At 43.9% G+C, this 24486-nt stretch carries 23 protein-coding genes; 10 read left to right on the top strand and 13 right to left on the bottom strand.

The genetic code is table 11. The features are described 5' to 3' along the window. Positions 1–129: 129 nt before the first annotated feature. A complete protein-coding gene (locus VME0621_RS04300; protein WP_062456037.1) occupies positions 130–1722 on the top strand; it encodes an ATP-binding cassette domain-containing protein in 1593 nt (530 codons plus the stop codon). 33 nt (positions 1723–1755) lie between these two features. On the opposite strand, the gene VME0621_RS26515 is transcribed toward VME0621_RS04300, so the two are convergent. The 3 genes from VME0621_RS26515 to VME0621_RS04285 all read right to left on the bottom strand — a co-directional run bounded on the left by VME0621_RS26515 (position 1756) and on the right by VME0621_RS04285 (position 4455). Continuing rightward, on the bottom strand, positions 1756–2085 hold the full coding sequence (locus VME0621_RS26515) for a DUF4870 family protein (RefSeq protein WP_062456033.1): 330 nt from the start codon (positions 2083–2085) through the stop codon (positions 1756–1758). 139 nt (positions 2086–2224) lie between these two features. After that, on the bottom strand, positions 2225–3385 hold the full coding sequence (locus tag VME0621_RS04290) for an MFS transporter (protein WP_062456030.1): 1161 nt from the start codon (positions 3383–3385) through the stop codon (positions 2225–2227). 305 nt (positions 3386–3690) lie between these two features. Further along, entirely contained in the window at positions 3691–4455 is a 765-nt protein-coding gene (locus VME0621_RS04285) for an AraC family transcriptional regulator (RefSeq protein ID WP_062456028.1), read from the bottom strand. A 97-nt stretch (positions 4456–4552) separates the two neighbouring features. Here VME0621_RS04285 and VME0621_RS04280 point away from each other — a divergent pair, with 97 nt between their 5' ends. Both VME0621_RS04280 and VME0621_RS04275 read left to right on the top strand, forming a co-directional pair. Next, on the top strand, positions 4553–5704 hold the full coding sequence (locus VME0621_RS04280; protein ID WP_062456026.1) for a multidrug effflux MFS transporter: 1152 nt from the start codon (positions 4553–4555) through the stop codon (positions 5702–5704). 447 nt (positions 5705–6151) lie between these two features. Then, positions 6152–7216 carry a porin gene (locus VME0621_RS04275; protein WP_062456023.1) on the top strand — a complete coding sequence of 355 codons (1065 nt, stop codon included), beginning with the start codon at positions 6152–6154 and terminating at the stop codon, positions 7214–7216. A 30-nt stretch (positions 7217–7246) separates the two neighbouring features. Here the strand turns inward: VME0621_RS04275 and VME0621_RS04270 are convergent, their stop codons facing one another. After that, positions 7247–8122: a LysR family transcriptional regulator gene (locus tag VME0621_RS04270; protein ID WP_062456020.1), complete on the bottom strand. Its 876-nt coding sequence runs from the start codon at positions 8120–8122 to the stop codon at positions 7247–7249. Between the two features lie 101 nt (positions 8123–8223). Here VME0621_RS04270 and VME0621_RS04265 point away from each other — a divergent pair, with 101 nt between their 5' ends. Both VME0621_RS04265 and VME0621_RS04260 read left to right on the top strand, forming a co-directional pair. Beyond that, a complete protein-coding gene (locus tag VME0621_RS04265) occupies positions 8224–9189 on the top strand; it encodes a nitrilase family protein (RefSeq protein ID WP_062456017.1) in 966 nt (321 codons plus the stop codon). A gap of 102 nt (positions 9190–9291) precedes the next feature. Then, positions 9292–9621: a 2Fe-2S iron-sulfur cluster-binding protein gene (locus VME0621_RS04260; protein WP_062456014.1), complete on the top strand. Its 330-nt coding sequence runs from the start codon at positions 9292–9294 to the stop codon at positions 9619–9621. A gap of 23 nt (positions 9622–9644) precedes the next feature. On the opposite strand, the gene VME0621_RS04255 is transcribed toward VME0621_RS04260, so the two are convergent. Continuing rightward, entirely contained in the window at positions 9645–10556 is a 912-nt protein-coding gene (locus VME0621_RS04255; protein WP_006070427.1) for a DUF808 domain-containing protein, read from the bottom strand. A 107-nt stretch (positions 10557–10663) separates the two neighbouring features. Then, positions 10664–11380: a GntR family transcriptional regulator gene (locus tag VME0621_RS04250; RefSeq protein ID WP_062456010.1), complete on the bottom strand. Its 717-nt coding sequence runs from the start codon at positions 11378–11380 to the stop codon at positions 10664–10666. Positions 11381–11684: 304 nt separating this feature from the next. On the opposite strand from VME0621_RS04250, the gene VME0621_RS04245 reads away from it, so the two are divergent. The 5 genes from VME0621_RS04245 to VME0621_RS04225 all read left to right on the top strand — a co-directional run bounded on the left by VME0621_RS04245 (position 11685) and on the right by VME0621_RS04225 (position 16265). Continuing rightward, positions 11685–12605, top strand: a complete 921-nt coding sequence (locus tag VME0621_RS04245) for a siderophore ABC transporter substrate-binding protein (RefSeq protein WP_062456006.1) — start codon at positions 11685–11687, stop codon at positions 12603–12605. An 84-nt stretch (positions 12606–12689) separates the two neighbouring features. Next, on the top strand, positions 12690–13649 hold the full coding sequence (locus VME0621_RS04240) for an ABC transporter permease (protein WP_006070430.1): 960 nt from the start codon (positions 12690–12692) through the stop codon (positions 13647–13649). Beyond that, a complete protein-coding gene (locus tag VME0621_RS04235; RefSeq protein ID WP_038227327.1) occupies positions 13642–14592 on the top strand; it encodes an iron chelate uptake ABC transporter family permease subunit in 951 nt (316 codons plus the stop codon). Before VME0621_RS04240 ends, VME0621_RS04235 begins: the two co-directional genes overlap by 8 nt. A gap of 10 nt (positions 14593–14602) precedes the next feature. After that, positions 14603–15364: an iron ABC transporter ATP-binding protein gene (locus VME0621_RS04230; RefSeq protein ID WP_062456003.1), complete on the top strand. Its 762-nt coding sequence runs from the start codon at positions 14603–14605 to the stop codon at positions 15362–15364. Positions 15365–15581: 217 nt separating this feature from the next. Next, positions 15582–16265 carry a DUF1868 domain-containing protein gene (locus VME0621_RS04225; protein WP_006070433.1) on the top strand — a complete coding sequence of 228 codons (684 nt, stop codon included), beginning with the start codon at positions 15582–15584 and terminating at the stop codon, positions 16263–16265. 60 nt (positions 16266–16325) lie between these two features. On the opposite strand, the gene VME0621_RS04220 is transcribed toward VME0621_RS04225, so the two are convergent. The 7 genes from VME0621_RS04220 to VME0621_RS04190 all read right to left on the bottom strand — a co-directional run bounded on the left by VME0621_RS04220 (position 16326) and on the right by VME0621_RS04190 (position 24478). Beyond that, positions 16326–17663: a glycosyltransferase family 4 protein gene (locus tag VME0621_RS04220; RefSeq protein WP_062456000.1), complete on the bottom strand. Its 1338-nt coding sequence runs from the start codon at positions 17661–17663 to the stop codon at positions 16326–16328. After that, the gene (locus tag VME0621_RS04215) at positions 17660–19261 is read right to left on the bottom strand and encodes a hypothetical protein (protein WP_062455997.1); all 1602 of its coding nucleotides are present in this window, start codon (positions 19259–19261) and stop codon (positions 17660–17662) included. The genes VME0621_RS04220 and VME0621_RS04215 overlap by 4 nt, the downstream gene beginning before the upstream one ends. Before the next feature lie 30 nt (positions 19262–19291). Continuing rightward, positions 19292–20392, bottom strand: coding sequence for an ROK family transcriptional regulator (locus tag VME0621_RS04210; protein WP_038227789.1), 1101 nt, complete (start codon positions 20390–20392; stop codon positions 19292–19294). A 117-nt stretch (positions 20393–20509) separates the two neighbouring features. Continuing rightward, complete coding sequence (locus tag VME0621_RS04205) at positions 20510–21625, bottom strand: extracellular solute-binding protein (protein WP_006070807.1); 1116 nt, start codon at positions 21623–21625, stop codon at positions 20510–20512. Between the two features lie 39 nt (positions 21626–21664). Further along, entirely contained in the window at positions 21665–22549 is an 885-nt protein-coding gene (locus VME0621_RS04200) for an ABC transporter permease (RefSeq protein WP_006070810.1), read from the bottom strand. Beyond that, on the bottom strand, positions 22549–23415 hold the full coding sequence (locus VME0621_RS04195) for an ABC transporter permease (protein ID WP_038227318.1): 867 nt from the start codon (positions 23413–23415) through the stop codon (positions 22549–22551). The genes VME0621_RS04200 and VME0621_RS04195 overlap by 1 nt, the downstream gene beginning before the upstream one ends. After that, complete coding sequence (locus tag VME0621_RS04190) at positions 23408–24478, bottom strand: ABC transporter ATP-binding protein (protein ID WP_062455994.1); 1071 nt, start codon at positions 24476–24478, stop codon at positions 23408–23410. The genes VME0621_RS04195 and VME0621_RS04190 overlap by 8 nt, the downstream gene beginning before the upstream one ends. Between the last annotated feature and the right edge of the window lie 8 nt (positions 24479–24486).

Here is a 24486-nt window from a genome sequence, read left to right as displayed (position 1 = left end):
AAGTAACTTTTGAAATCGCAGAGTTAGTGGGCGTTGGCTCGTTCTATCTACACATCTCTATCATCAGCATATAGCTGACTTAAAATAGTACTATCTGCCAAGCGTCACATGCTCTGTAAAGGAGGATGTATGACTGCATTTCATGCAATTTCAATCTCAAAGCAGTTTCCTGATGGAGACCGACTATTTTCATCGATTAGCTTCTCAACTGAAGAAGGCATCACAGCGTTAGTAGGAAAAAATGGCAGTGGCAAGAGTCATTTGGCGCAGATCCTCGCTAAATTAACCCCACCGTCTGAAGGGCGAGTGGAGTGGGGAAATCAGATCAAATCTGTTGGCTTTTATAGCCAATTAGAAAGTAAATCAGACTTGTCTCAAAGCATTGCTCAACAATTAGGTGTGGAAAAGAAGTTGCTCGCCCTTGAGCACATTCAGCAAGGTGACAGCTCTTGTCATTGGTTTGACATGATTGCCGATGGTGAATGGGATCTTGCTGAACAATTAGCAAGGCTACTCACGCAACTGCGTTTGCCTACCGACCTCAATATCAAACTGGCGCAATTAAGTGGTGGGCAACGCGCTGTATTAAGGCTTTATGTACTGCTGCAGCAAGATTATGACGCATTCGTTCTTGATGAGCCTACTAACCATTTAGATTCTGAGCATGTTGATTGGTTAGTGAAGCAATTAAAAACAATAGATAAACCAGTGTTGGTGGTGAGCCACAATATTGCGTTCCTCAATCACGTTGACAAAATACTCGAGCTGAACTCGATAGGTATTACCAGCTATGGAGGCAACTACCAAACCTTCGTAGCTCACAAAAATGAGCATCTGCAAGCGTTGCAGGGCAAAGCCAAATCACTGACTAGGGAGAGAAAGGTAAAAGTAGAGAAAGCGCACCAACGTCTGATCACAGCTCAAAAGCTCGCGACAAGAGGCAAAGCACAAAGGACGAGTGGTAGCCAGCCCAAAATACTGATGGATGGTAAAAAGCAAGGCGCACAGAATGCTAACGCTGCGATTGCAGCTCAAAGTGAACGCCAGTTCGCGGTTTTGGACCAAAAACTTCAGCAAGTGAAGGATCAAATAGAACAGAATAAACCGCAGAAATGGTATACCGGAGTGGTTCAAACGCAGGGTAAGACAGCCATCGCGTTTGACGCATTTCAGCATGCTAATGTGTTTGGTGCACCGATTCGTGCGACGGTACTTACCAGCGAGCATGCGTGGTTAAAAGGTCGTAATGGCTCGGGTAAGTCGACCATTTTAAAGAGAGTACTCGCTGTTAGCCAAAACTCAAGTGATGTGACTGAAGGGCTTCGAGCCAATACGCAGTGTTTTTACTTAGATCAGCACTTTTCTATGCTTAACGGTGATTTAGCGCTGATTGACGCTGTGTGTGAAGGGTGTGAGGAGATGACAATTCCTGCCGCTCGTACGCTATTAGCTGGCATCGGTTTTAGGCGAGACAAAGTCTATGACAAAGTCGAGCAGCTTAGTGGTGGCGAGAAAATGAAGCTAGCAATGTTGATTGCTTCACACCAAAAACAGGTAGCGACTCTGTTATTGGATGAGCCGGATAATCACTTGGATCTCGAAGCAAAACAACAGTTGATTGCTGCTATTAACGGCTACGTAGGGACTGTGTTAGTCGTCAGTCATGATATGGGATTCATCGAGCAATTAAGGATAGACAAAGTCATTGCCCTAACTGACTGACGAAAAAGAGAGGCTCAATCGAGCCTCTCTTTTTTAGTTGTAACCTTGATTGTCGAGCACCCTAACGAGTCCTTTCACACAGCGATAGATGACCCAAACGGATGTCCCAACAAGTATTAAGTAGCCAATGCCAAACAGCGGCATGGAGAAGATACCCACGACCGTCAAAATAATGGAGACCCAAAATGTCTGTACTGCGTTTTCGAGGTGGTCAGCCAACGGACTACCTGCTGAGGAACTGCGCTTAAGCATGGCCCAGATACCGCCAACGAGATAGAAAATGCCAGTGAAACTTCCTAAAAGTAAACAGGCGTAAGCGACAATGGCGTTAGTTTTAGTTTGTTGGTCTTGTTCGGATAGCATAACCGTTCCCCTGTAATGACTTGATTTAACTATAGTACTTAAAACATGAACCAGAGATGAAACTGAAGGTTTCAAAGTAACAAAGCGGCCTTGAAAGCCGCTTTGTTGTTTACGCTGCACGTGAACTTAAGGTGTGATGTTACTCGCCAGCCACCAAGTGTTTCTTAGTACGAATACTGGCAATGAACATATAGATAGCGGTTGCCATCATGGTTGCAAGTAAATAAGCCATCAAACCTTGTGTACCTTCCATAAACCAATCCGCAAGTACTGGACCAGCGACTGAGCCGATGCTGTAGCAAAACAGCATAACTTGCGTTGCAGAGACAATAAAACTCTCGTCCAATTTGTCACAGCCTAAGTTAATAGCAATCGGGTACAGGGCGAACGTTGCCATCCCAATTAGGAATAAGCTGATCGCCAGTACACTCAGATCATCGCTGAGAATTACTAGGCCGACACCAAATACACCCAATAAACAGAACATGCCCATTAGAGGAGTGCGACCCGCTACTTTAAGTAGTGGAGGTACTAGTGTTTGTACTGCCATACCGCCAAGGATCACTAATGCCATTAATGCACTTAAACTGCTTTGTGACACGTCGCGGTGCGTTAACTCTACAGGCATCAGACCATAGATAGATCCAAGGGTTAAGCCTGAAACAATACAGCCGATGATTGCAGCATGGTTCAGTTTTGCAATTTGTTTGAACGATAGTGTCGCCGAGTGAGCACTCTGTGGTTGCTGTGTTGGAACGAACATCAGAACCAGAATAGCTGCGCTTAGCATAGAGAGAATCGCCACAAATGGCAGACTACCCTGAACACCGATAAAACCAATCCCAAGCTGACCTAGTGCAGAGCCGCCATAGAGCGAACCCATATAGAGGCCAAGACGTTTGGCACGGCTTGATTCATCACCTACAAGTAGCCATGACTCAACGATAACGAAGACACCCGCGACAGCAATACCTGCAACAAAGCGTGCAATCAGCCAAGCCCATGCGACAGGCATCAGTGGCAACGCAACGATCGTAGCGATAAATAGCGCTAGACAGGCAATAAATGCGATACGGTGACCGATATGCTTTACCGCCGGTTCAATAACAACAGCACCAACTAAAAGACCCGCGTAGAACACACTTGCTAGCCAACTTGCGTTGCTTGCATCAATACCGTATTCACCCAGCATAAGCGGGATTAAGCTCATCAAATAACCTGATGCGACGGCATAAAGTGATAGCGCAATAACAGGTACTTTAAAGCCAGTTTTTACTGCGAAATCAGGTGTGTTTTCCACTAGCAGAGCCTCCTAAATAGTCGTTGGAAAATCGAAACAGAATTGAGAAATTGATTAGGTTTTCGCCGCGACTATGAGGCTTGAAAGAGGAGGAGTAAAACTAAAAAAAATGACCATAACGACAACAAATATTTATCGACGTATTGGCATTAGTTATCGTTGAAGCTAAGTATAAATGTAGCTAATGTTTAATAAGCTAACATACTGTTTTTATTGAGTAGTCTAGGGAAATCTCGTTGTGAATGTTTGGCGGAAATATCAGTGCTTTATCAAAAAATTAAATCATGGAATATTATTTTCCGACACTAAAAGAGCTGTTTGGGGGTGATCCCCATATGTTGCTTAAAGAAAGCGATAAAAGCACTGTCACTTGAAAATTCCAAAGTATAAGAAACATCTAGAACACTTTGCCCCAGTGCCAATAGCTCTGTGGCTCGCTGCAACCGCCATTGTTGCCGCCAAGATTGAAAGTTCATACCGGTTTCTTTAGCGAAAATTCGACTGACGGTTTTGCTGCTGGCCCCCACATGACGGGAAAATTCCTCTAGTGAAGGGAGGCTTTGATCTCCGGTCAAAAAATGATTCAAGATGCTCGTGACTCTCGGATCGCTGGGGATAGGTAACAGGTGCACCTCTGCTAACGCTAATTGAAACTCTTCCCAAAACAGCGCTGTGGTGTTGCGGGTTTGTTCGATACTAATGTCCCAGGACCAAAAGCTCATTCTATCAATCAAGGCTTTCAACAGCTCGTTTACGGTAAGGTACTGTATGGTGTCTGGGGCACTATCAAACAAGTTGGTATCAAAGTATAGCGAGCGATACTCGACGACATTATTCATGCTCGCTCGATGTTCTGTGTTTGGTGGTATCCAAGCGGCTTGAGTTGGCGGCAAAACCGAACGACATCCTTGAAGTTCGATGGTCATGCAACCTTGAGGTGCATAGAGCAGTTGTCCTTTCTGATGCTGGTGCATACCTGAATCATGTTTGCCCACTCTTGCTGCAATACCAATAACAGGTGCACTCAATGCGTCAGCATCGAAACGTGTCTGGTGATCAATTAGTGCCATTTGTCTTATTTTCGATGTTTTTTGTTCTTATGATGATATTAGTACAAAATCCATTAAGGCTAAACTCCTCACCATCAAATTAAGAGGAGGAATCACAATGATTCAACAAACAAAATATGGGGAAACAGCGAAACCCCCTTTGTGGTTAATGGTACTACTTATTATGTTTCCTCAAATTGTTGAAACTATCTACAGCCCGGCGCTAGGAGATATTGGGCAACATTTTGGGGTGAGTGATAGTCTCGCGGCAGCAACCATTGCAACGTATTTTTATGCATTTGCGATAGGAGTTGTAGCTTGGGGTATTCTGTCTGATGTATTAGGACGTCGAGCAAGTATGCTATTGGGCTTAACAACCTACGCTATCGGTGTTTTTACGGCTGTATTCGTGACATCGTTCGAGATGCTGTTGGTCGCTCGTGCTATTAGTGCTTTTGGCGCAGCAGCAGGTTCAGTGGTCACACAAACCATGCTGCGTGATAAATTCTCCGGTGAGGAATTAGGGAAAGTATTTTCTTTAATGGGGATGGGCATCGCCATTAGTCCGGTTGTTGGCATGTTCGTAGGCGGACAGCTCACCCAATTAGGCGGACACACCTACGTATTTTGGGCGCTATGCCTACTGGCAGTGATACTGCTTGGTAAAAGTGCGTTGCGATTGCCAGAAACAGGCAGCCAAGAGTCGTGCGAAACGTCGTTAATCCAGACGGCTAAACAGATGCTGCTTGATAAACATATCTGGGTATCGGCACTATTGGTCGCTGGTTTTAATATTGTGGTATTCAACTATTACCAGATTGGCCCATTTTTATTTCGTGAACTGGGTTTTGACGCTCAACAGTTCGGATACTCAGGTGCGGTATTGGCGCTTGGAACGTTTTTAGGCAGCTCTATCAACAAACGGCTTCTTAGCAAAGGGAAAGCCTCGGCATCGTTAATCAAATTGGCTGTTACTTTATCCACCTTAGGCTCTCTAGGTGTCTACATGATGCAAGACAGCCTATGGTTCTTACTGCCTATGATGGTCGTGGTTATGGCGTTTGGTGTTGGTATTCCTAACGTGCTAAGTCAAGCGTTAGTGAACTATAAACAAGCGGTTGGTAGTGCGAGTGCGATTCTTGGTCTGCTGTATTACATACTGATTGCTGCTGGACTATCGGTGTCAAGTGCAGTGGCTAACTTAGGGGGGACGCTTATTATGGTATCAATAGTCATGGTGTTAGCTCTCTTTTACATCGCTATGAAATGACACTAGTCTAAGCGAAACGTCTAGATCGTATGAAGGCTAGTAGTGACAAGTAGGAAGTTGATATTAGTGCACAGATATCTATTAATATTTCAATTGCCGAAAATGAGATTGCCGATATCAATTTATTACCTATCAAGTTACAAGTTGTTTTAAATATAATACATCTGTAAAGCAATAACAGTGAACGATTTGGGTATATTATGTTCGGGTTTCGATTAACATGACATTAATTTCCCCCCACCACTGTTCATTGGTTAATCCAAAGAGTTTACATGCTATTATCACACGACTAATCAATTAGCACGGATGTTGAATAATAGTACATATTGCTTATACGCCTATATAACCCTCTGCCAACAAGAATGATTGGTAATTATAGTGCAAAGGACTGCTCTCTTTCCTTATTGTGGGTTATTTATATTCAGCAACTGTCAAACTGAGAAATACATGAAAAAAACTACGATTTGTACCCTAGTTTCGATTGCACTAGTATCATCCTATGTAAATGCAGCAGAGGTATATAGTGATGAAACGACTTCTATTAAAGTAGATGGTCGTATTGAAGTGCGAGGAAATATTTCAGATGCTAACAAGAGCGAATTTGGTGACAATGCATTTAAAGATGCATCACGAGTTCGCTTGAATATTGAAGGTTTAGAGAAAGTAACTGACAGTGTAAGCTTGTTAGCTCGATATGAATTTGAAATGTCAGAGATTGCTCCAGGGCAATATGATACAAACGGCATCAATACTCGTCAATTGTATGCTGGTGTGCAAACAGGTTTTGGTACTGTAACCTATGGTCATCAAAATAATGCATCGACAATGTTAACTGATTGGACTGATTTGGCTGAAACTTTTTCTGGTTATGTAAACGAGTACTCTGTAGCTAGTGCTGATCGCGCTAATGGCGTACTAGCTTATCGTCTTGGCATAGACTCAAAGTTCGACTTTGCTGCTTCGATTAATTTAGATTCTGAACATCAAAATGGTAGTATTGGTTCGGTAAATACTAATACTGGTGATGTTTCGGAATATACGGGATATAGTGCAACAGGTTCATATGCGATTACTGATAGTATTAGTTTAGGTTTGGGTTATATGTCCTCCACACAGGTAGAAGACTCTAACTCATATTCTAATTCAGGACTGATTGCTGCAAAATATAAAGCAAATGGTATTAATTTAGCTGCTATGTTAATGTCTGGTGAAATTGCAGATAATGGCGATACATATGGTTTGTATGGTAGTTCAGACTTCACTGCTTACGACTTATATGCAGGGTACACATTTGGCAAAAATAATATTAACTTAACGCGTAGCTATTTTGATGTCGATAACGAGGCATTTAGAGATCTAAATGTGGATTTTATAGCAGTAGAATATGCTCGTTATATCAATAACTCATCTTTGTATGTGTCCTACAAAATTAATCAACTAGGTGAAGACGAAGGTGGTATCTTAGACAATAATGAAAATGAACTACAGTTCGGTTTCAGGTATATGTTCTAAGTGAATGATGAAAAAGGTTTAGTGAGCGCACTAAACCTTTTTATTGTGCTCTAAAGTCTTTAGCAGGTTTATATATCGATCTCTAGCTGGATTATTGAACTTAGGATTCCATGTAACACCTATATCCCATTGATAATTAGAAGCTGATATGGGAATGAAATGAATAGTACTGTCTATTAATGTGTTAGCACTTTCAGGAACAATAGCAAATCCAATATTGGCTTTAACCAATGACAGCAGCGTTAAGATATCATCGGCAAATTGGCTTGGTTTTAACTGCCAATTTAGTTCCGTAGCAACCTTTGATATCTGTTGGTGTAACCCCATCCCTCGCTCTGGTCTCAATGCTAAGTAGGGAAGAGAAGCAAATATAGACGTCAGTGACGACTCGCTATGACTGTGGTTGATAGCTACGCAAAGCCGATCACTGGAGAGTGTGATTGAAGATAGGCTGCTTTCACATGGTAGGCGCGAGTACGCGACGTGCAGTTCGCCTGACAAGAGTTGTTCTGTCTGGGTCTGGGAGGGGAAATCGTTGAGTGTGACATGGACATGGCTAAAACGTTGCTTGAACTCAGAGATATGCCGAGGCGCAATGTCAAAGCTCGAAATACCAAAGCCAATATTGAGATAACCTGATTGTCCGGTAGCAACTTGGTTGGATAACTGATCAAACTTTTCTGCACTCGCAATGACGCGCTTCGCTTCGGGGAGCAGGCACTCTCCAACAATGGATAATTTCGTCCCGCCTCGATTACGGTCAAATAAGGTCGCGCCAATATCACTCTCTAACCGATATATTTTTTTCGTCAATGCTGACTGAGTGATAAACAGTGCCTCAGCAGCACTGCGATAGGTATCGCTGCGAGCCAAGGTCACGAACGCTTTTAGAAGGTCGATATTCATGATTCTAAATGGTAATCAATTTGTGATTCAAATTCATTATACGGAATCAACAGTATTTTTTACACTGTGACTTCACTGTTAAGCTCTCATAAGGAGAAAGTATGAAGTCGGTAAAAGTAGCCTCAGTTCAGTTCAATCAAAAGTCGGGAGATAAATCTGCCAATTTAGCGATAATAGAGCAATTTGTGACTCGAGCCGCTGCTAACAAGGTAGATATCATCAGCTTTCCCGAAATGTGCGTTACTGGTTACTGGCATGTTTCAGCGCTTACTCGTGATGAGATTTCTGAACTCTCAGAACCTGTGCCATCGGGCGACACGAGCCAAGCACTGTTGGCACTCTCACAACGTCATAATATGAGTATTGGCGCGGGGCTGATTGAAGAGGGTGAGTGCGGTCAGTTATACAACACCTACGTGTTTGTGATGCCGAACGGTGTGGTTCAAAAGCACAGAAAGCTGCATACATTTGTCAGCCCCCATATGAGTAGTGGCGATGAGTATACGGTGTTTGACACCCCTCACGGCTGTAAGGTTGGAATCCTGATTTGTTGGGATAACAACTTGGTTGAAAACGTGAGAATCACGGCGTTAAAAGGAGCGGATATCTTAATTGCGCCTCATCAAACAGGCGGTTGCGACTCTCGAAGCCCAAATGCTATGGGGCTGATTGATCCTCAGCTTTGGCATAATCGACATCAAGATCCACAGACTATCTACAATGAAATGCAAGGTAGGAAAGGCCGTGCTTGGTTAATGCGCTGGCTGCCTGCTAGAGCTCATGATAATGGACTATTTGTAGTATTTAGTAATGGGGTTGGTGTGGACATGAATGAAGTGCGCACGGGACACGCGATGATTCTTAACCCTTATGGTGAAGTGATTACTGAGTCAAAGAGTCTTGATGACGACATGGTTGTCGCTGTACTGGACGGTCAGGAATTAGAAATGTGTACTGGCCGTCGCTGGATTCGCGGTCGCAGGCCAGAGCTATACCAAGAGCTAACCGAAAAGCAGGGAAATGAGCTCGACCCTTATCATGCGAGATTCTCGCGAGATAAGATCTGAACTTGTTCTAAACACTAAATTGAATAATATTTCGAGAATTGGTCGTCTTTTTTGATTTTGCTTCGTCTTATTAAGAGAGTTAAAACAGAACAGTTGAGAAATATGTTTCAGATTAAACCTGCCACCTTGACTATTGATGGTCAAACGACAGTTATTGGTGCTTCAGAAAAGAACTTAGTCGAATTAGCGAGCAGAGTAGGGGTAAGGATCCCCGCTCCATGTTTGAAAAATAAACGCAAGCATGGTTGCTGTAAAGCGTGTTTGGTTGAAGTGGATGGCCAGCAAACTTATGCTTGTTCAAGTAAGCCTAAGTCGAATACAGAAGTGATAGTTAAGCGTCGAGACCTCGACCAAATCCGAAAAGCGTCGCTGCAAAATTTCAAGCAGCAAGTGAAGTCGGGTGATACGTCATCATGCGGTTGTAGCTGTTAGTCAGCTACAATCTCAGTTAATTGTTAAGAAGCGGCGGCTTTAAGTTTGCCGATTACGCTAAATACAGCCACAACAATGAGGCCTGCGATGATACCGATAACGCCGTTGAGCAGAGCTGGGATAATGGCTTGAGCAACGGATAGGTTGGGAATATCCATGATGATAGGTTCAATAAGATGGTGAATGGCGGGTACGTTATGGACAACAATACCGCCGCCCACTAAGAACATAGCCGCAGTACCAACGATAGTGAGCGTGCGCATCAGTTTAGGGGCAAAGGCAATCAATCCTCTACCAATGCTGGATAATAGTCCTTTTCCTTGAGACTTTCGTTCTAAGTAAAAACCTAAATCGTCGAGTTTAACAATACCCGCAACCAGTCCATATACTCCAATCGTCATTACAACGGCAATCAGACTAACCACCATGATTTGGATACTGGTGGACTGTCCTTGGACCGTCCCTAAAGCAATAACTATAATCTCCGCTGATAGGATAAAGTCAGTGCGAATCGCGCCGGCAATTTTCTTTTTCTCGTATTCCTCAACGGAGTCACCACCAAGATCCGGTGTAGTTTGATCATCAGTGTGTTCTTTGCTGTGGAACAGCTTTTCCAGAATCTTCTCAGCACCTTCGTAGCAGAGAAACAGCCCCCCAAGCAGCAATAATGGATTGATCAGCCAAGGAGCAATAAAACTGATAATGAGCGCGGCGGGTACAAGAATGCATTTGTTCTTAAAGGATCCTTTCGCGACGGACCACACAACAGGGATTTCACGTTCGGCGGAAACGCCAGAAACTTGATGGGCATTAAGGGCGAGATCGTCACCCAATACCCCAGCGGTTTTCTTTGCTGCTACTTTTGAGAGCAGCGCAACATCGTCCAATACCGCAGTAATATCATCGAGAAGAGTTAATAGACTCAAACCAGCCATAAGCGTTACCTGTTTGCGAAAAAGTCGTCATGCCTGTAAGCAAATGTAACACTAATTAGGACTTTAACAAGCTAGCAAGCAAATGTCGGTGTTCAACCAGATAAGTCTTACAGTTTCACAAAGTTAGTGGCGAACTTGTAACCTTCCCATCGATGCTTCACATTGGAGTACTCGAAAATTTCGCCATTATCGAGGTAAACAATCTGTTCTACATTGACTAAAGGTTCGCTTAGTTTTATGTCTAACTCAGTGGCATAAAACTCATTCGCTTTGACGACCGTGATTTCCATCGTTGAACTGTGGATCTTGAGACCTAGTGTGTCTGTGATATAGCTATAAATAGAATCTTGGGCATGTTCACGCTTTAAACCTTGAATGACATTAATAGGCATATAAGTCTCCTCAACCGCACCCGGTATGTCATCAATGATGCGTACCCGCGTTGTTTTGTACAACATATCTTCAATGTCGCAGTTCAATCTCTCTGCTAAGAAGGTGTCTGCAGGGACGACGGAGAACTCCAGTACTTTTGTGGTTAGGGTTTGACCACTGTCTTGCACATTGGCTTTGGTGCCGTAAAGATGCTTATAACCGGAGTTACCAAGAGGACGTTTCACATACGAGCCAGACCCTCGTTTTCTCACCACTAAACCGTCGGTGACAAGAATATCGAGTGCTTTCTTTATGGTGAGCTCGCTGCATCCGAATTCTACTGCTAACTCACTACCACCAGGTAATTTTTGGTTAGTTGTGTACTGTCCAGAGAGAATCCTCTCCTTGATCGCCTGATAGATATCAGAATACTTAGCTTTGGTGGTGGACATAGTGAATAGATTCTCGCAACATGATAAACATTCTTCATACTAAGCCAAAAAAACCACCAGTTAAAACAATATGGTTATTTTTATTAAATTATATTGTTATTGATCGAGTTTTCTTCTTGCCTCTTATTTGTTTGTCTTTCCGCCAATGATTATCACTGGTTACACCATTGAGCTAATAATCCGTATTTCTTTGCGTTATAACAATAAAAATGCAATTAGCTATGAAAATGATATTGATTCCCATTTGATCGTAAGTGATAATGATTCTGTTTAATATAACCATAAAATATATAAGGAAAACGGAATGAGTCAGTCTATGAGTTTCATCAAGCGTGTCGCGCTGACACTAACGGCCAGCTTCGCCATGGTTGCGAACGCAAGTGCAGTAACTATTCAGCACTTCAAAGGCACAGCAGAGTTTGATGAAACCCCTAAGCGAGTAGTGGTGTTAGGTAATGGTAGCTTAGATGTTCTAGACCGTTTAGGTGTACAACCAGTTGGTGCTCCACATTCATTGCTTCCAGACTATTTAGCGCAGTACAAAGCGTCGACGGGGAATACAGGTTCAGTAAGCGAGCCTGATTTTGAAGCTATCTTCACGTTGAAACCTGATGTGATTATCGCTGAAAACCGCATGCTTCGCGTTTACGATGACTTAAATAAAATTGCGCCAACAGTGATGTTTTATGTTGATAACGGTGAGTATTGGCAAGATACGCAAGCAAACTGGCGTATGCTTGGCAAACTGTTTGATAAAGAAGCGGAAGCAGAAAAGCTAATCGCAGAGACTCAAGCTCAATTTGATAAAGTAGCTGAGGCGGTTTCCAAGCAAGATTTGGACGCACTTATGTTGATGAACAATGGCAACAACGTGGCGATGTTCAACAAAGGTAGCCGTTTTTCTATCGTATTTGATGATTTTGGTTTTGGTGAATCGACTAGTCAAAATGTTGCGCCGATCCAAGGGTCTCACGGTAACTTGATCTCATTTGAATATGTGGCTGATGCAAAGCCTGAAGTTATTTTCATTTTAGACCGTGAACAAGCCATTGGTCGCAGTGTGGGTAAGGCGAAAGAGTTATTTAACAACCCTCTAGTGAACTCAACGCCTGCGGCGCAAAATAAAAAAATCGTCTATATCAATCCAAATGCTTGGTATATCTCAGGTGGTGGTGTAACCGCTACACAGACCATGATTGCTGATATCGATAAAGCTCTGAACTAATTAAAGTATTCAAAAAGTCTCTCTTAGTTCTCTAGGAGAGACTTTTCTAATTCTTGTTGTTAATTACTGGCCATCACATTCTCAATGACCATCCATAAATACATTCTTGCATGCACATTACTGGTCGCATTAGCGGTTAGTTCCCTCGTACTCGGTGCTGCTCACGTGTCCATTGCGGACTTGTTCCGTGGCGATGAACATGCTTATTCCATCTATGTTGTCAGTCGAGTTCCGCGACTACTAGCAATAATTCTGGCTGGTGCTGGTCTTAGCGTTGCGGGTCTTATCATGCAGCAGATCGTACAAAACCGCTTCGCTTCTCCATCAACGACAGGCACTATCGATTGCGCTCTTTTAGGCTACGTTGCTGGGCTTATCTTTTTGGGTGGTGCCAGTCAGTGGATGCATCTTGGTGTTATCTTCTTTTTTGCCGTTGCAGGCACATTGATCTTTGTGAAATTCTTGCAACGATTGCAATTCAAGAATGCGGTTCTTGTACCTCTTATCGGTATTATGTATGGCAATGTGATATCCGCACTGACAACCTTTATTGCCTATAAGCACGACCTAGTGCAGACCATGTCTTCTTGGACGGTGGCTAACTTTGCGAGTGTGCTGCAAGGGAATTACGAAATTTTGTATCTTGCGGTTCCAGCATGCGTACTTGCGTATTTATATGCACGTCAGTTTAGCGCGGCTAGTGTCGGTGAGAGCTTCGCTAAGAATATAGGTCTCGATTACCAAAAAATCGTTTTCATTGGCGTTATTTTGGTGGCGGTGAGCTCATCAACAGTGGTAATGATTGTTGGTGTGATTCCATTCTTAGGGCTGATCGTACCGAACATTGTCTCTCTATTTATGGGGGACAACATGAAACGCATTCTACCTTGGACGGCGTATTGGGGCGTTATTCTGGTTCTCGCCTGTGACATCTTAGGCCGCTTAATTATTTTCCCTTACGAAATGCCTATCTCGATGATCATCAGTATTTTCGGTGGTGCTGTGTTTATTTATCTGGTGTTGAGAGATAAAGCCAATGCGTGATTCGTTGAAAGTAACCCTACTTATCGCAGGTTGTTTGGCGATCATTGCGTGGTTTATTGGACAGGGACTGACTGCGGATAACTACCAGTTTTTCTTGTCTCGTCGTATTCCTAAAGTATTGGCCATTATTCTGGCGGCCGTGGCGATTTCAGCATCGTCTTTGGTATTCCAAACCATTACCAATAACCGCATTTTAACGCCATCCATACTCGGGTTTGATAGCTTGTATCTTATGGTACAGGTGCTAATGGTGGTGATTCTAGGCAGTACAAGCTTTTGGGTTATCCATGCGATGAGCAACTTTATGTTGTCCACTGCAGTGATGATTGGTTTTTCACTGTTGCTGTTCCATTTCTATTTCAAACGCCAGGATAGCAATGTGTTTACCTTATTGCTCATTGGTATTGTCTGCGGAAGTTTATTCAGCAGCGTCACAGGTTTCTTGACGATGTTGGTTGATCCAAATGAGTTTGCTTCCATCCAGAGTTCTATGTTTGCGAGCTTTAATAACGTCAACGCTAAGCTGGTGTACTGGAGTTTGATTCCACTGTCTCTCTGTCTGGCGATTCTGTTCTACTATGCTCCGAAATTGGATGTGTTGTGGCTAGGCATTGATAATGCGACCAGTTTGGGTGTTAACACCAAACAGCTTACTCAGCGGATTATGATCTTGATTACTATTATGATCGCGATTTCAACGGCGCTGGTGGGTCCTGTACTGTTCTTCGGACTTATTACAGTGAGTCTGACTCGAGAAATGTTCAATCACTACCAGCATCGCTTTCTTATTATCGCGAGCAGTTTACTCGCGGTATTACTGTTAGTTAGCGGTCAATGGTTCGTAGAAAAAGTTCTCGCATTCGAAACCACGATCAGCGTGATTATTAACCTCGTAGGTGGTTCTTACTTCCTGTTCTTACTACTAAGAAACAGAATTAATTAAGGGTAATGAAGTGATTAAGTTAACAGGTCTAAGTAAAAAGTACGGGAAGACATTTGTTGTTAAGGATGCCGATGCACTATTTCCTAAAGGTGAAGTGACGTCAATTATTGGCCCAAATGGTGCCGGTAAAAGTACTCTATTGTCTATGGCAAGTCGCCTCACGGAGAGTGATGCGGGTGAAGTTGTGATTGGAAACAAGTTGCTCGCTCAGTGGGACACCAAAGAACTGGCTAAACACCTAGCGGTACTGCGCCAATCAAACAACATCAACATGCGCTTCACGATCCGAGAGTTGGTCTCTTTTGGTCGCTTTCCACATTCTCAAGGTCGACTAACCGATGAAGATAATAAAATTATCGATAAAGCACTAGGGCATCTAGGTATTGAAGAGATCCAAAATAAATACCTCGACCAACTCAGTGGCGGTCAGCGTCAAATGGCGTTTATCGCTATGGTTGTCGCTCAGGACACTGACTACGTGTTCCTTGATGAACCGTTAAACAATTTGGATATTAAACACTCTGTAGAGATCATGCATACGCTGCGTAGACTGGCTCATGAATTCAACAAAGCTGTAGTAATTGTGATTCATGATATCAACTTTGCATCCTGTTACTCGGACAACATTGTGGCGATGAAAAAAGGGCAGGTGGTTAAATCGGGTAAAGTCGAAGAAGTAGTGCAGCAAGGGATTATGGAATCCATCTACGAGATCCCATTTGATATCCGTGACGTAGATGGTCGTCGAGTGTGTTTGTACTTCAACAGTTGATCGAGCACGATGTAAAGTCTTACCGTGTTAACGAAATACAAGAATTCAAAGCGTCCCATTTGGGGCGCTTTTTTAGTATTCACAATATGGACTGCCTAGTGCATTGACGCGGAATTATGCAGCGCTCACAAAATTACCACGATGATAGTAATTAAATTAACTAGGTTAATTTAATTACTATAGAATGTGTCAATAGAAACAATTTGGAGAGAACCCTATGAATTATGCTCCGTCTGTCGGTGTCAAATTTAATGAGGACGGCACCGTTCGCCGATTCCCCGGCAACACCTTCCTTTGTCACGTTGATAAAACCAGCCCGGTATACCAAGAAGTGTTATGGGCACAGCAGCAGTTAAAAGCGATGAAGTGCGCAACTAACTATGCCTTCTTGCCAGAAGCTAGTATGCATATGACGGTTATTGAAGGTTTGTGCGATCAGATTCGAGAGACGACACACTGGAGCTCAAAGTTGGCCGAAGATGTGAATATTGAATCGGCAACAGAAAGTTTCCAAGCTTGGTTACAAGAGGCTGCAGCGACACCTAACTTCCAAATGAAGTTTGATTACGTGTACAACAGTCGCGCGGGCGGAACCGTATTAAGGCTTAAGCCTGCGAACGACGAAACTAAGTCTGCACTTAAAGTATGTCGTGATAATTTGAGTGAACTGACAGGTATTCGTCACCCAACGCATGATGAGTACCACTTCCATATTACGCTAAGTTACAAGGTTATTAATCTTGACGAAAAGCAACAAGCCGAATTGGAGCAAACTTGCCAGCGTATTGAAGAAAGGCTCAATCAGTCTTTTGGAGTGCTTACTCATGGCGCGGTGGAGTTCTGTGTCTTTGAGGACATGTTTGAGTTCAAACCAGTAAAACTGTTGTCGTTGGAAAAGTAACTTACTGACATATAATAAAAAACGGAGTCTATCGACTCCGTTTTTTCATCCCACCTTAACTCAATTAAAGACCTTGCCTAGAATTTCGCCAAGTGCTCGATAAGACAAATGCGTTTGCCCAATAACAAAGTTGTCATTCATCGCTTCCTGGCGGTACTCTGCATCAAATAGATATTGTTTGGTTTGCTCAGCAGCCAGTGACAATTGTTCATCAGATATCGTGGCTAAGCCTTGTGAATCCCACGAATGGTTCTCTCCAAGATCGATGATATTGAAGTTGAACTGCGCAATATCGGTTTCATAAACAGGATAGCGATAAACGACTTGTGGTACTTTAGCCACTAACCCTTCTAAGAACTGATTACCCCAACCTTCAAGCCAGCTCGGGTAGGTAACAATATCCGCATGAACATAAGCGTCCCAGAGGGAATAGCATTTTTCGCCATTTATTTCACAGCGACTGTGTTCGATATAATCATTGATAAACAGCATCTGCACATTGTTTTGATCTGCTTTTTGCTTCAGCTTATCAAAGTACTCTTGTTCTTCGTTCATACCTGCTAGAACAAGGACAATTCGACTCTCTTTAGTGATGGTTTTGTCGTTGTAAAGTGCTTGTCCAACCCAGTTTGGCAGTTGCCGATTGAGCTTCGCAATAAGGTCAATCGCCAGTTCAATACCTTTGCGTGCAACGATTCGAGTGGCTTGTAGAAAGACGATGTCGTTATCGGTTAGTCCGATTTTCTGTTTCAAGTCTCGGTTATAGTCGTCAAGGCACCAATGACTGTTGTCGAAATCAAACACATTGGGGACGACGGTGGCATGCTTGCCAGTTTTGTTCTTGAGTGACTCAAAAGCAATCTGATTGATTACGCAGTGTTGGTCGGCGTCGCGACGTGGAGGAAAGTATTCGTCTAATATGTCTTGGATTTCTGGGTACACGGGTTTAGCGAATTTCTCGCGTTCCCAGTGGAAATCGTGATGGTGATTGACAACTTTAACATGAGTGTTGCGAATGGCTTTCTCCAATCCAATTGCGGCAGCGAGGCTGTGCCCGACTGCGAAGATATTATTAGGAACGATAATATCTATTTCAAGGTCTCGAATGATAGCTGTTACTGCGTGCTCAATATCATCAGCTTGAGTGTGAATGGCAGTGAGCAGGTCATCTGAGCTAGTGAAAAACTTAGGCTCAATAAATGCGTCGTGAGTAATTTTAGCGTTCAATTCATCTTCATAACGAAGTGCTTCGACACAAGAAGCATTAACATTTCCAGCACTGCCTGCCAGATAGAAAACCTGGTGACCCTGCTGCTCTAATGCCCACTTCCATTTATCCATTTCTAGCGAAACACCGTCGGTTTCGCCAACACGATAGTGCGTTAGTAGTATTCTCATGCGTTATTGAGTTCCAAGATGACCGTTGAATACAAGTTGAGGCCTTGAGGATCGTTTCCTGGAGCGTTCCTACCTCCGGCCGCAACGCGGTTAAGTAAATCCATTGTTGGTGCTTCAGTGGTGCTTGTTTTTGCGGCGTATACCTTCATCGCTGAGCCACCGTCGATGGAAATCGCGTTAATGACAGATTCACCATCGAAGAAGTCGATATCGGGTTGTGATAAACGCTGAACAAGGTTGGCAACGTCAACAATGTTGGCGCCAATACTCATCTCGTGTCGACCATCAAACAGCAGGTAACCGATGTGGTTTTCAGTTTCGATAAATAGACCAGAAGGTTCTCGGATGAGCGCATCAAAATTGTTGGTTTCTTTTCCTGAACGCGATAGAGGAGAATCGGTGTTGGCGACAGCATCTAGTGCGGCTTCTGCTTGCATTGCGGATACTGTAGGACCAGTTGGAACCAACGATTGTCCGTTAATAACAGAAGGAACTAGGCCACCCAAAATCTGTTTATAGTCGCAAAGGTCAATCTCGTTTGCGACAGGGATAACCTTAACCGCTTGTCCGACTTGAGGTGTCTCAGAGAACAGCGATTCAAAATACTTCTCCTCAATGGATATGAGTGTTCCGAAAGAAGGAAGAGGACATGTGCCATTCCATATCGCGACAACCTCTTCGAATGGCTTAATGCCATCGCCTTGATTGGCTAGAAACAGGTTCACTCTTCCTTCTAACTCAAGCATTGGAGAGAACTCAACTAGGTCGCCTTGGTGCTGCATTGGGAACTTAACATTAAACAGAGCGACATCGTGCTGTGAAAGTAACTCTAGCGATGGGTTAAAGCAATCAACATCAAAGTTTGTCCCGCCAATAGTGACGTTAAATTGGCGAAAAGTCAGAGATGGAACGATCTGCACATTGCCTGCATGATCTATGGCAACAGCGGCGTCATGGGCACTTGGGAAACCGGCAGTTTCAACCTTGCCATTTTCATCTGAGAAATAGTAAAAACCTAGGTATGACAGCACTTCTGGCAGTTGATGGTCTGGGTTTGGAAAGCGGCGTCTGTGTGACCAAATATGGTCTCCGATATTCAGCTCTTTAGTCATAAAGTAGCCAAGGTTACCAATCAACCCATCCAGATTGTTTTCTGATTCAAGTCGATCTCTCAGGTCCTCTAGCTTATTGCCCTTGAAGTGATAGCCAATGCGCGCTTTATCGATGTCTGCTTGTGGTGCTAACACTAAAGAAACGGATGTAGAACATAGTGAACGAGGCTCGCTAATTAGCTCGTAATCCGAGGCGCTAGGAAGTTGCGCAGCGTCAAGCTGCGGCATTGCAAAATGCGCTCTTTTTACCTTTAAAGATGGCTTTTCATGCTTTAACTGTTGGTATCGTTGTGCCAGTCCTTGTTCAAAGGCGGGCTCAACACAACCATGTAAAGGGTTGCCTTTCGGGCCATGTTTAATTTCATAGCCAGGCACCACGGATGGGTTGAAGTAACGATTTGGCTCGATATCAATAGGCTCCCAACATTGGGAATTCATGCTTGTGACGTTGTTAGAGACTCGCTCTGGAAAACATTTGGTGTTCATGGTTGTTGTTCTTATTTCGTGCTAGTTGTTTTAGTAAGCGAGGTTGTATAGAGGCAGCATAGCCGCACCTGTAGCTGCAATTTTGTCACCGGAAATGGCCGCCGGAACAATGTTAGGCATGGCTTCATCAGGTTCGAGATACTGTTGAATGGATGCAATAGCAGCAAGGTGTAGTTCTTCGACTAATTGTGGTGGTAACAAGCCGCCAATGATGATCTCGTTTGGATCGCAAATAGAGCGAATAGCTTGCAGCGCAGACGTTAGTTGCAACTGAGCATTACTTTTCCATTCGACCACTTTTTCCGGTTTCTTTTCTAACAAAGTTGCAAGCGTATCGGCTCGGTGAGCGCTAGGCTCCGACAGCCCTAGTTTTTCATACAGGCAAGACAGAGAAGGACGATTGTCACGCTCAGGAAACAGCTTACCAATGCGACCTGCATTGCCTCGTGCACCGCGATAGACCTCGCCTTCAAAGAAGTGACCGCCACCAATACCATAACCAAGATATAGATAGAAAAAGTTCGCACCAGTACTTCGGCGGGAGCGCACAGACTCACCCAATGCCGCGGCAATACCGTCGTTCTCAATCCAGCATGGTAAATTGAATTTAGCTTCTACCGCGGCTTTGATGTCGATCTGTTCCCAAGCTTTTAAGTGAGGAGGCATGGTGAGGGTGCTAGACTCTTTGTTGAAGTTGCAACTGGTCGTGACGCCAACCCCAATTAACTTAGAAAACTCGCTGCCAAAGGCAACAGAAGTGACATCGATAAGACTGGATAGTTCTTCAAGTGCGCTATTAGGGTCTGAATAGATGCCTTGAATGGCTTTAGAGAAAATAGCTTCTCCTTCAAGGTCTACCAATTCAATGCTGATTTTTTCCAGCTCTATGTTTACCCCTAAGCTATAGGCTGCTTGAGGGTTAATACCTAGCTCAATACCAGGTTGACCTCTGCCCCCTTGTTGCTTACCAGTGACGACAATAAGACCTTCATCAAGCATCTTCTTGGTGATCTTTGTAATGGCCGCAGGCGTTAAACCACTGGTCTCAGCAAGGGCTGCTCGTGTGGTTGGGGCTTGTTGACGGATCAATGCAAGAATTGAACGCTGTGTGTCTGTTCCGAAATCTATCAATGGTGTTTCCTTAACTGAAAATCTCTTTCTATTTGATTTGAAAGCTAAATCAATGACATACATTGACACATTTAACCTTCAAACCAAATAGGCCCGGCCAAAGACCGGGCAAAAATGTTACATAAGTACGTTTTGAACAAATGCTTTCTTGGCTTCCGTTGCGTACTCTGATGTAAAGAACTCAGAGCTGTACTTACGCTGTGCGTTGTCGATAAGTGCGTTGGAGTCATCAGCATCTGGATGTTGCGGTGCTGCACCAAACGTTGCGTTTAAGCCCGTTTGTGCTTGTGCCGACGTAATCCAGTGAATGAATACCGCTGCCGCTGCTTTGTTCTTAGCATTTTTCGGCATTAGGATGATGTTACCGCCACCTGGCATACCAAACTCTGGAATATAGAACTTGATGCGTTTAGTGATCGCACCTTTTTTCTGTAGACCTGCTAGATGATCTTCCCAAGCTGGTGCCATAGAGATTTCGCCATCATTGATGCGCGTTAAGCTGTCTGCATTTGAAGCGGTGATAACGATGTTGTCTTGGTTACCTTCAAACCACTCCCACGTTTTTGACCAAGTAGGAATTACAGACTTGTCCATTTCATTTTGGAAGTAGACATCGTTGTTGCCTGATGCGTAATAAATTGCACGTTGAATGAAGGCATTACCTGCACCGCCTTTGTTTGGATCGTTCACACCAAACTGTTGTTTGTGTTCTTTGATCCAAGTTGTCAGGTCATCAAAAGACTGTGGCAGGTTATTTTCATCGACTCGAGTTGGGTCATAAGCAAAACCTGTTTGGTTGCCCCAGAACGCATAGGCATAACCTTGAGTGTCGACACCAACAAGATTAGTTCTTAACTTTTCGCTACCCGGAATAATATCGGTCAATGGACCATAAACGACGTTGCTTTGCAGTAGCATCGGCAGTTTCACAGTATCGAGTGCCATCACGTCGATGCTGCCTTGGTCGCGGCGTGCTTCAGCAAGTAGCTTATTGCGGTTACCTGATTCATTACCTTCTGGTACGCGAACTTTAATGCCGTACTCTTTCTCAAATTCTTTAAAGAATTTTCTGAATTCAGGCTGTAGATACCAGATATAAGCGTTCACCATTTTTTCTTGTTTCGCTTGCTCGACAATTTCATCCCATGTCATGTCGTTTAGGTCATAAGCCAGTGCATTGGTAGAAAGACCTGCAAGTGCAGTCATTGCTGCGGTTAGAACTAATTTTTTCATAAATCCATTCTCTTAATATCTTTATAGTTGTAGGTACAGTTAGGCTTTACCGGTAGAGTCCGCCAGATAGTTGCCTTTAAGCAAACGCTCGATAATGAGCATCAAAATTACGTTTGGAATCACAAGAATAAGTGATACCACCGCCGCGTTTGGACGGATGAATGAGTAACCTAAGTAGGAATACAGGATGGTCGGTACGGTGACATAATCCGGTGATCCAAGAACAAAGGCGATGTTGAATTCTTCAATACTGATCACCAGACAGAAGATCAACGATGCCAATAAGCCAGGTTTTAGCATTGGCAGATACGCGTGTTTAAATGTTGTCCAAGGGCTGCCACCTAAGTCACGGCTTGCCTCAATAAGATCTTGAGGAACGCTTTTGAAACTGGCTGACAAAATACGGATAGCATAAGGCAAAGCCAGTACCGTATGGCCAATCACAATGCCAAGGTAGGCGTTAGACAAATTCAGGTTGATCAGCATCGAGCTAAAGAAGACACCGATGATCATACCCGGCATAACAAGCGGTAGAAGTGTGACAACTTCGGCCACTTTCTTGCCCGGAAAATCCTTGCGACCTAGTGCGTAAGCCGTTGGAAGTGCGAGCAATACTGTCAAAAGAGCGACTGCTGGAGCAATCGAGTAACTGTTAGTTAGTGCTTCCACTAGACCTGAGTTTTCCCACATGTCTGTCCAACGTCCGAATGACATCACCGGTGGAAGAACATCTGGATAGCTCCATGGGTGTTCCGGATCTACGAGTGACCAGATGAGCGCCATAATAAATGGCACACCTAACCAGAAGAAGTTGACCGCAAGAAACAGTCCAATAGCGATTTTGTTGATCAGTTTGCCATTTGCCGTTCTGATTTTCGGCAGCTTACGGCGTGGTGCTTTTGCTGTTGAAGCGAGTGCAGTCATTATTTCAGCTTCCCTTTCTTAGTGGCTAGTGGGGCAGTCAGTAGAGAGATAGCCAGTGAGGCGATCACAGCGGTCACCATGATGATGACGGCCACAACAGCACCTTTGTTCCATTCCATAAACTCTGTTGAGGTAATGTGCATTAGCATAGATAGCGAGTAGGTATTCTTAGGACCTGCAATCGAGTAGAACGAGTAGTCACCTAGAGCACCGATGAAAATTAGAATCAAAGAGACTTGCAGGGCTGGTATAGATAGTGGGAACACGATGCCAGTGAAGCGACGCCATGCGTTTGCGCCAAGATCTGAGGCGGCATCGAGAACATCATTTCGAATTGAGTTCACCGCACCCGCAAGTAGAATCATTGCAAACGGCAGCTGTTTCCATATTTGAAGAATGATAACGCCCCAACCGAAGTTGTCGTTTTGCATACGGATCGGTTTTTCAGTAATGCCAAGCCACATCAAGCCTTGGTTAACCACACCATGGTACGAAATTACGTTAACTAACAAGAATGCGGCAACCAAGCCTGGAATGAACATAGGAGCGCGCAATAGACCCGTAATCGTGGTTGAACCGGTGAAGGGCTTACGTAGCCAGAGCACAAGCGGGTAGGCCAGAGACACCGCGCCAAGAGCGCCAATGACTGATACTTTAATAGAGTAAATCAGTGACTTGTGAAGTGTTGGGTCAGCAAGTGCATCACGCCAAAATTCAGTGGAGAAGCCACTCTCTCCCATCATGTTGTGAAAACCAAAGCTCTGGGCAACCACCATGTAAAACGTTGACCCCATCAAAAGTAAGATGGTGCCTACGCCAGGCAATAGCATGAGCCAGGTTTTCCAGTGGGTACGTAGACTAGTCATGCGGCACCTCTTCAAGGAACCTAATGCCAGTCTTAGGCAAACTGAATGTTAGCTGGTTATCTTGGAACTTAGGCTGTTTTGGTAATTGAATACGCATTTCTAGTGGAACTTCATTAAGTGATTCCACTAGAAGGTCGGTGACATTACCCATGAAAGCCATTTGATTGACGCGCACTTGAAAGCGGTTGATATCGCTATCTTCAGCTAAGCGAGCGTCTTCTGGTCGCCAACAAACAAAAATATTGTCTGACTTTGGTGGCTCATCAGATTCAACGATGAAATCACCAATTTCTGTTGTGACCGAGTAAGTGTTGGCTTGCTCTGTCTTGTTTACTTGTGCAGGTAGAATGTTAGCGGCACCAATAAAGTCAGCAACAAAGCGGTTTGCTGGACGGTAATAGATATCTTCCGGGGTACCAATCTGTTCGATACGGCCACGATTAAGCACAACGATCTTGTCTGACATGGCTAGTGCTTCTGCCTGATCGTGTGTCACGTAGATAGCAGTAAGGTTGTAGCGTTTTTGAAGTTCGCGGATCTCAAAACGAACCGACTCTCTTAATTTCGCATCTAGGTTAGATAATGGCTCGTCGAATAGGATTACAGCAGGTCGAGTCACCATCGCGCGAGCAAGTGCGACGCGTTGTTGTTGTCCACCTGACAATTCGCTTGGCATTTTATGAGAATGTTCACCCAGATCGACCTGTGCGACGGCTTCTTGAACGCGCTCAATCTGTTCTGCTTTTGCTACGCCTTTTTGGTTCAAACCGAAGGCAATGTTGTGCTCAACGCTCAAGTGAGGGAAAAGCGCGTAAGATTGAAAACACATAGAGGTATTGCGCTTTTCTGGAGAAACATTAGTGATGTTTTCATCGCCAATTAGAATCTCACCAGAATCGGGAGTGTGGAAACCACCGATCATTTTTAACAACGTTGTTTTGCCGCAGCCAGAAGGCCCAAGAAGAGTAACCATCTCTCCCTCTTCCGCCACAAAGCTAATGTCTTTAGATGCGATAAAATCATCAAAATTTTTACAGATATTTTTTAGTTCTAATCGGGACATTGAGTTGC

This window comes from Vibrio mediterranei (assembly GCF_900088415.1).
GTDB classification, from domain to species: Bacteria; Pseudomonadota; Gammaproteobacteria; order Enterobacterales; family Vibrionaceae; genus Vibrio; species Vibrio mediterranei.
This window is presented reverse-complemented; position numbering and strand designations above follow the sequence as displayed.

Bases quoted from the DNA above. Each gene is read 5' to 3' on its own strand.
- VME0621_RS04300 (WP_062456037.1), top strand. From the start codon at position 130: ATGACTGCATTTCATGCAATTTCAATCTCAAAGCAGTTTCCTGATGGA.
- VME0621_RS26515 (WP_062456033.1), bottom strand. From the start codon at position 2,085: ATGCTATCCGAACAAGACCAACAAACTAAAACTAACGCCATTGTCGCT.
- VME0621_RS04285 (WP_062456028.1), bottom strand. From the start codon at position 4,455: ATGGCACTAATTGATCACCAGACACGTTTCGATGCTGACGCATTGAGT.
- VME0621_RS04280 (WP_062456026.1), top strand. From the start codon at position 4,553: ATGATTCAACAAACAAAATATGGGGAAACAGCGAAACCCCCTTTGTGG.
- VME0621_RS04275 (WP_062456023.1), top strand. From the start codon at position 6,152: ATGAAAAAAACTACGATTTGTACCCTAGTTTCGATTGCACTAGTATCA.
- VME0621_RS04270 (WP_062456020.1), bottom strand. From the start codon at position 8,122: ATGAATATCGACCTTCTAAAAGCGTTCGTGACCTTGGCTCGCAGCGAT.
- VME0621_RS04265 (WP_062456017.1), top strand. From the start codon at position 8,224: ATGAAGTCGGTAAAAGTAGCCTCAGTTCAGTTCAATCAAAAGTCGGGA.
- VME0621_RS04260 (WP_062456014.1), top strand. From the start codon at position 9,292: ATGTTTCAGATTAAACCTGCCACCTTGACTATTGATGGTCAAACGACA.
- VME0621_RS04255 (WP_006070427.1), bottom strand. From the start codon at position 10,556: ATGGCTGGTTTGAGTCTATTAACTCTTCTCGATGATATTACTGCGGTA.
- VME0621_RS04250 (WP_062456010.1), bottom strand. From the start codon at position 11,380: ATGTCCACCACCAAAGCTAAGTATTCTGATATCTATCAGGCGATCAAG.
- VME0621_RS04245 (WP_062456006.1), top strand. From the start codon at position 11,685: ATGAGTCAGTCTATGAGTTTCATCAAGCGTGTCGCGCTGACACTAACG.
- VME0621_RS04240 (WP_006070430.1), top strand. From the start codon at position 12,690: ATGACCATCCATAAATACATTCTTGCATGCACATTACTGGTCGCATTA.
- VME0621_RS04235 (WP_038227327.1), top strand. From the start codon at position 13,642: ATGCGTGATTCGTTGAAAGTAACCCTACTTATCGCAGGTTGTTTGGCG.
- VME0621_RS04225 (WP_006070433.1), top strand. From the start codon at position 15,582: ATGAATTATGCTCCGTCTGTCGGTGTCAAATTTAATGAGGACGGCACC.
- VME0621_RS04220 (WP_062456000.1), bottom strand. From the start codon at position 17,663: ATGAGAATACTACTAACGCACTATCGTGTTGGCGAAACCGACGGTGTT.
- VME0621_RS04215 (WP_062455997.1), bottom strand. From the start codon at position 19,261: ATGAACACCAAATGTTTTCCAGAGCGAGTCTCTAACAACGTCACAAGC.
- VME0621_RS04205 (WP_006070807.1), bottom strand. From the start codon at position 21,625: ATGAAAAAATTAGTTCTAACCGCAGCAATGACTGCACTTGCAGGTCTT.
- VME0621_RS04200 (WP_006070810.1), bottom strand. From the start codon at position 22,549: ATGACTGCACTCGCTTCAACAGCAAAAGCACCACGCCGTAAGCTGCCG.
- VME0621_RS04195 (WP_038227318.1), bottom strand. From the start codon at position 23,415: ATGACTAGTCTACGTACCCACTGGAAAACCTGGCTCATGCTATTGCCT.
- VME0621_RS04190 (WP_062455994.1), bottom strand. From the start codon at position 24,478: ATGTCCCGATTAGAACTAAAAAATATCTGTAAAAATTTTGATGATTTT.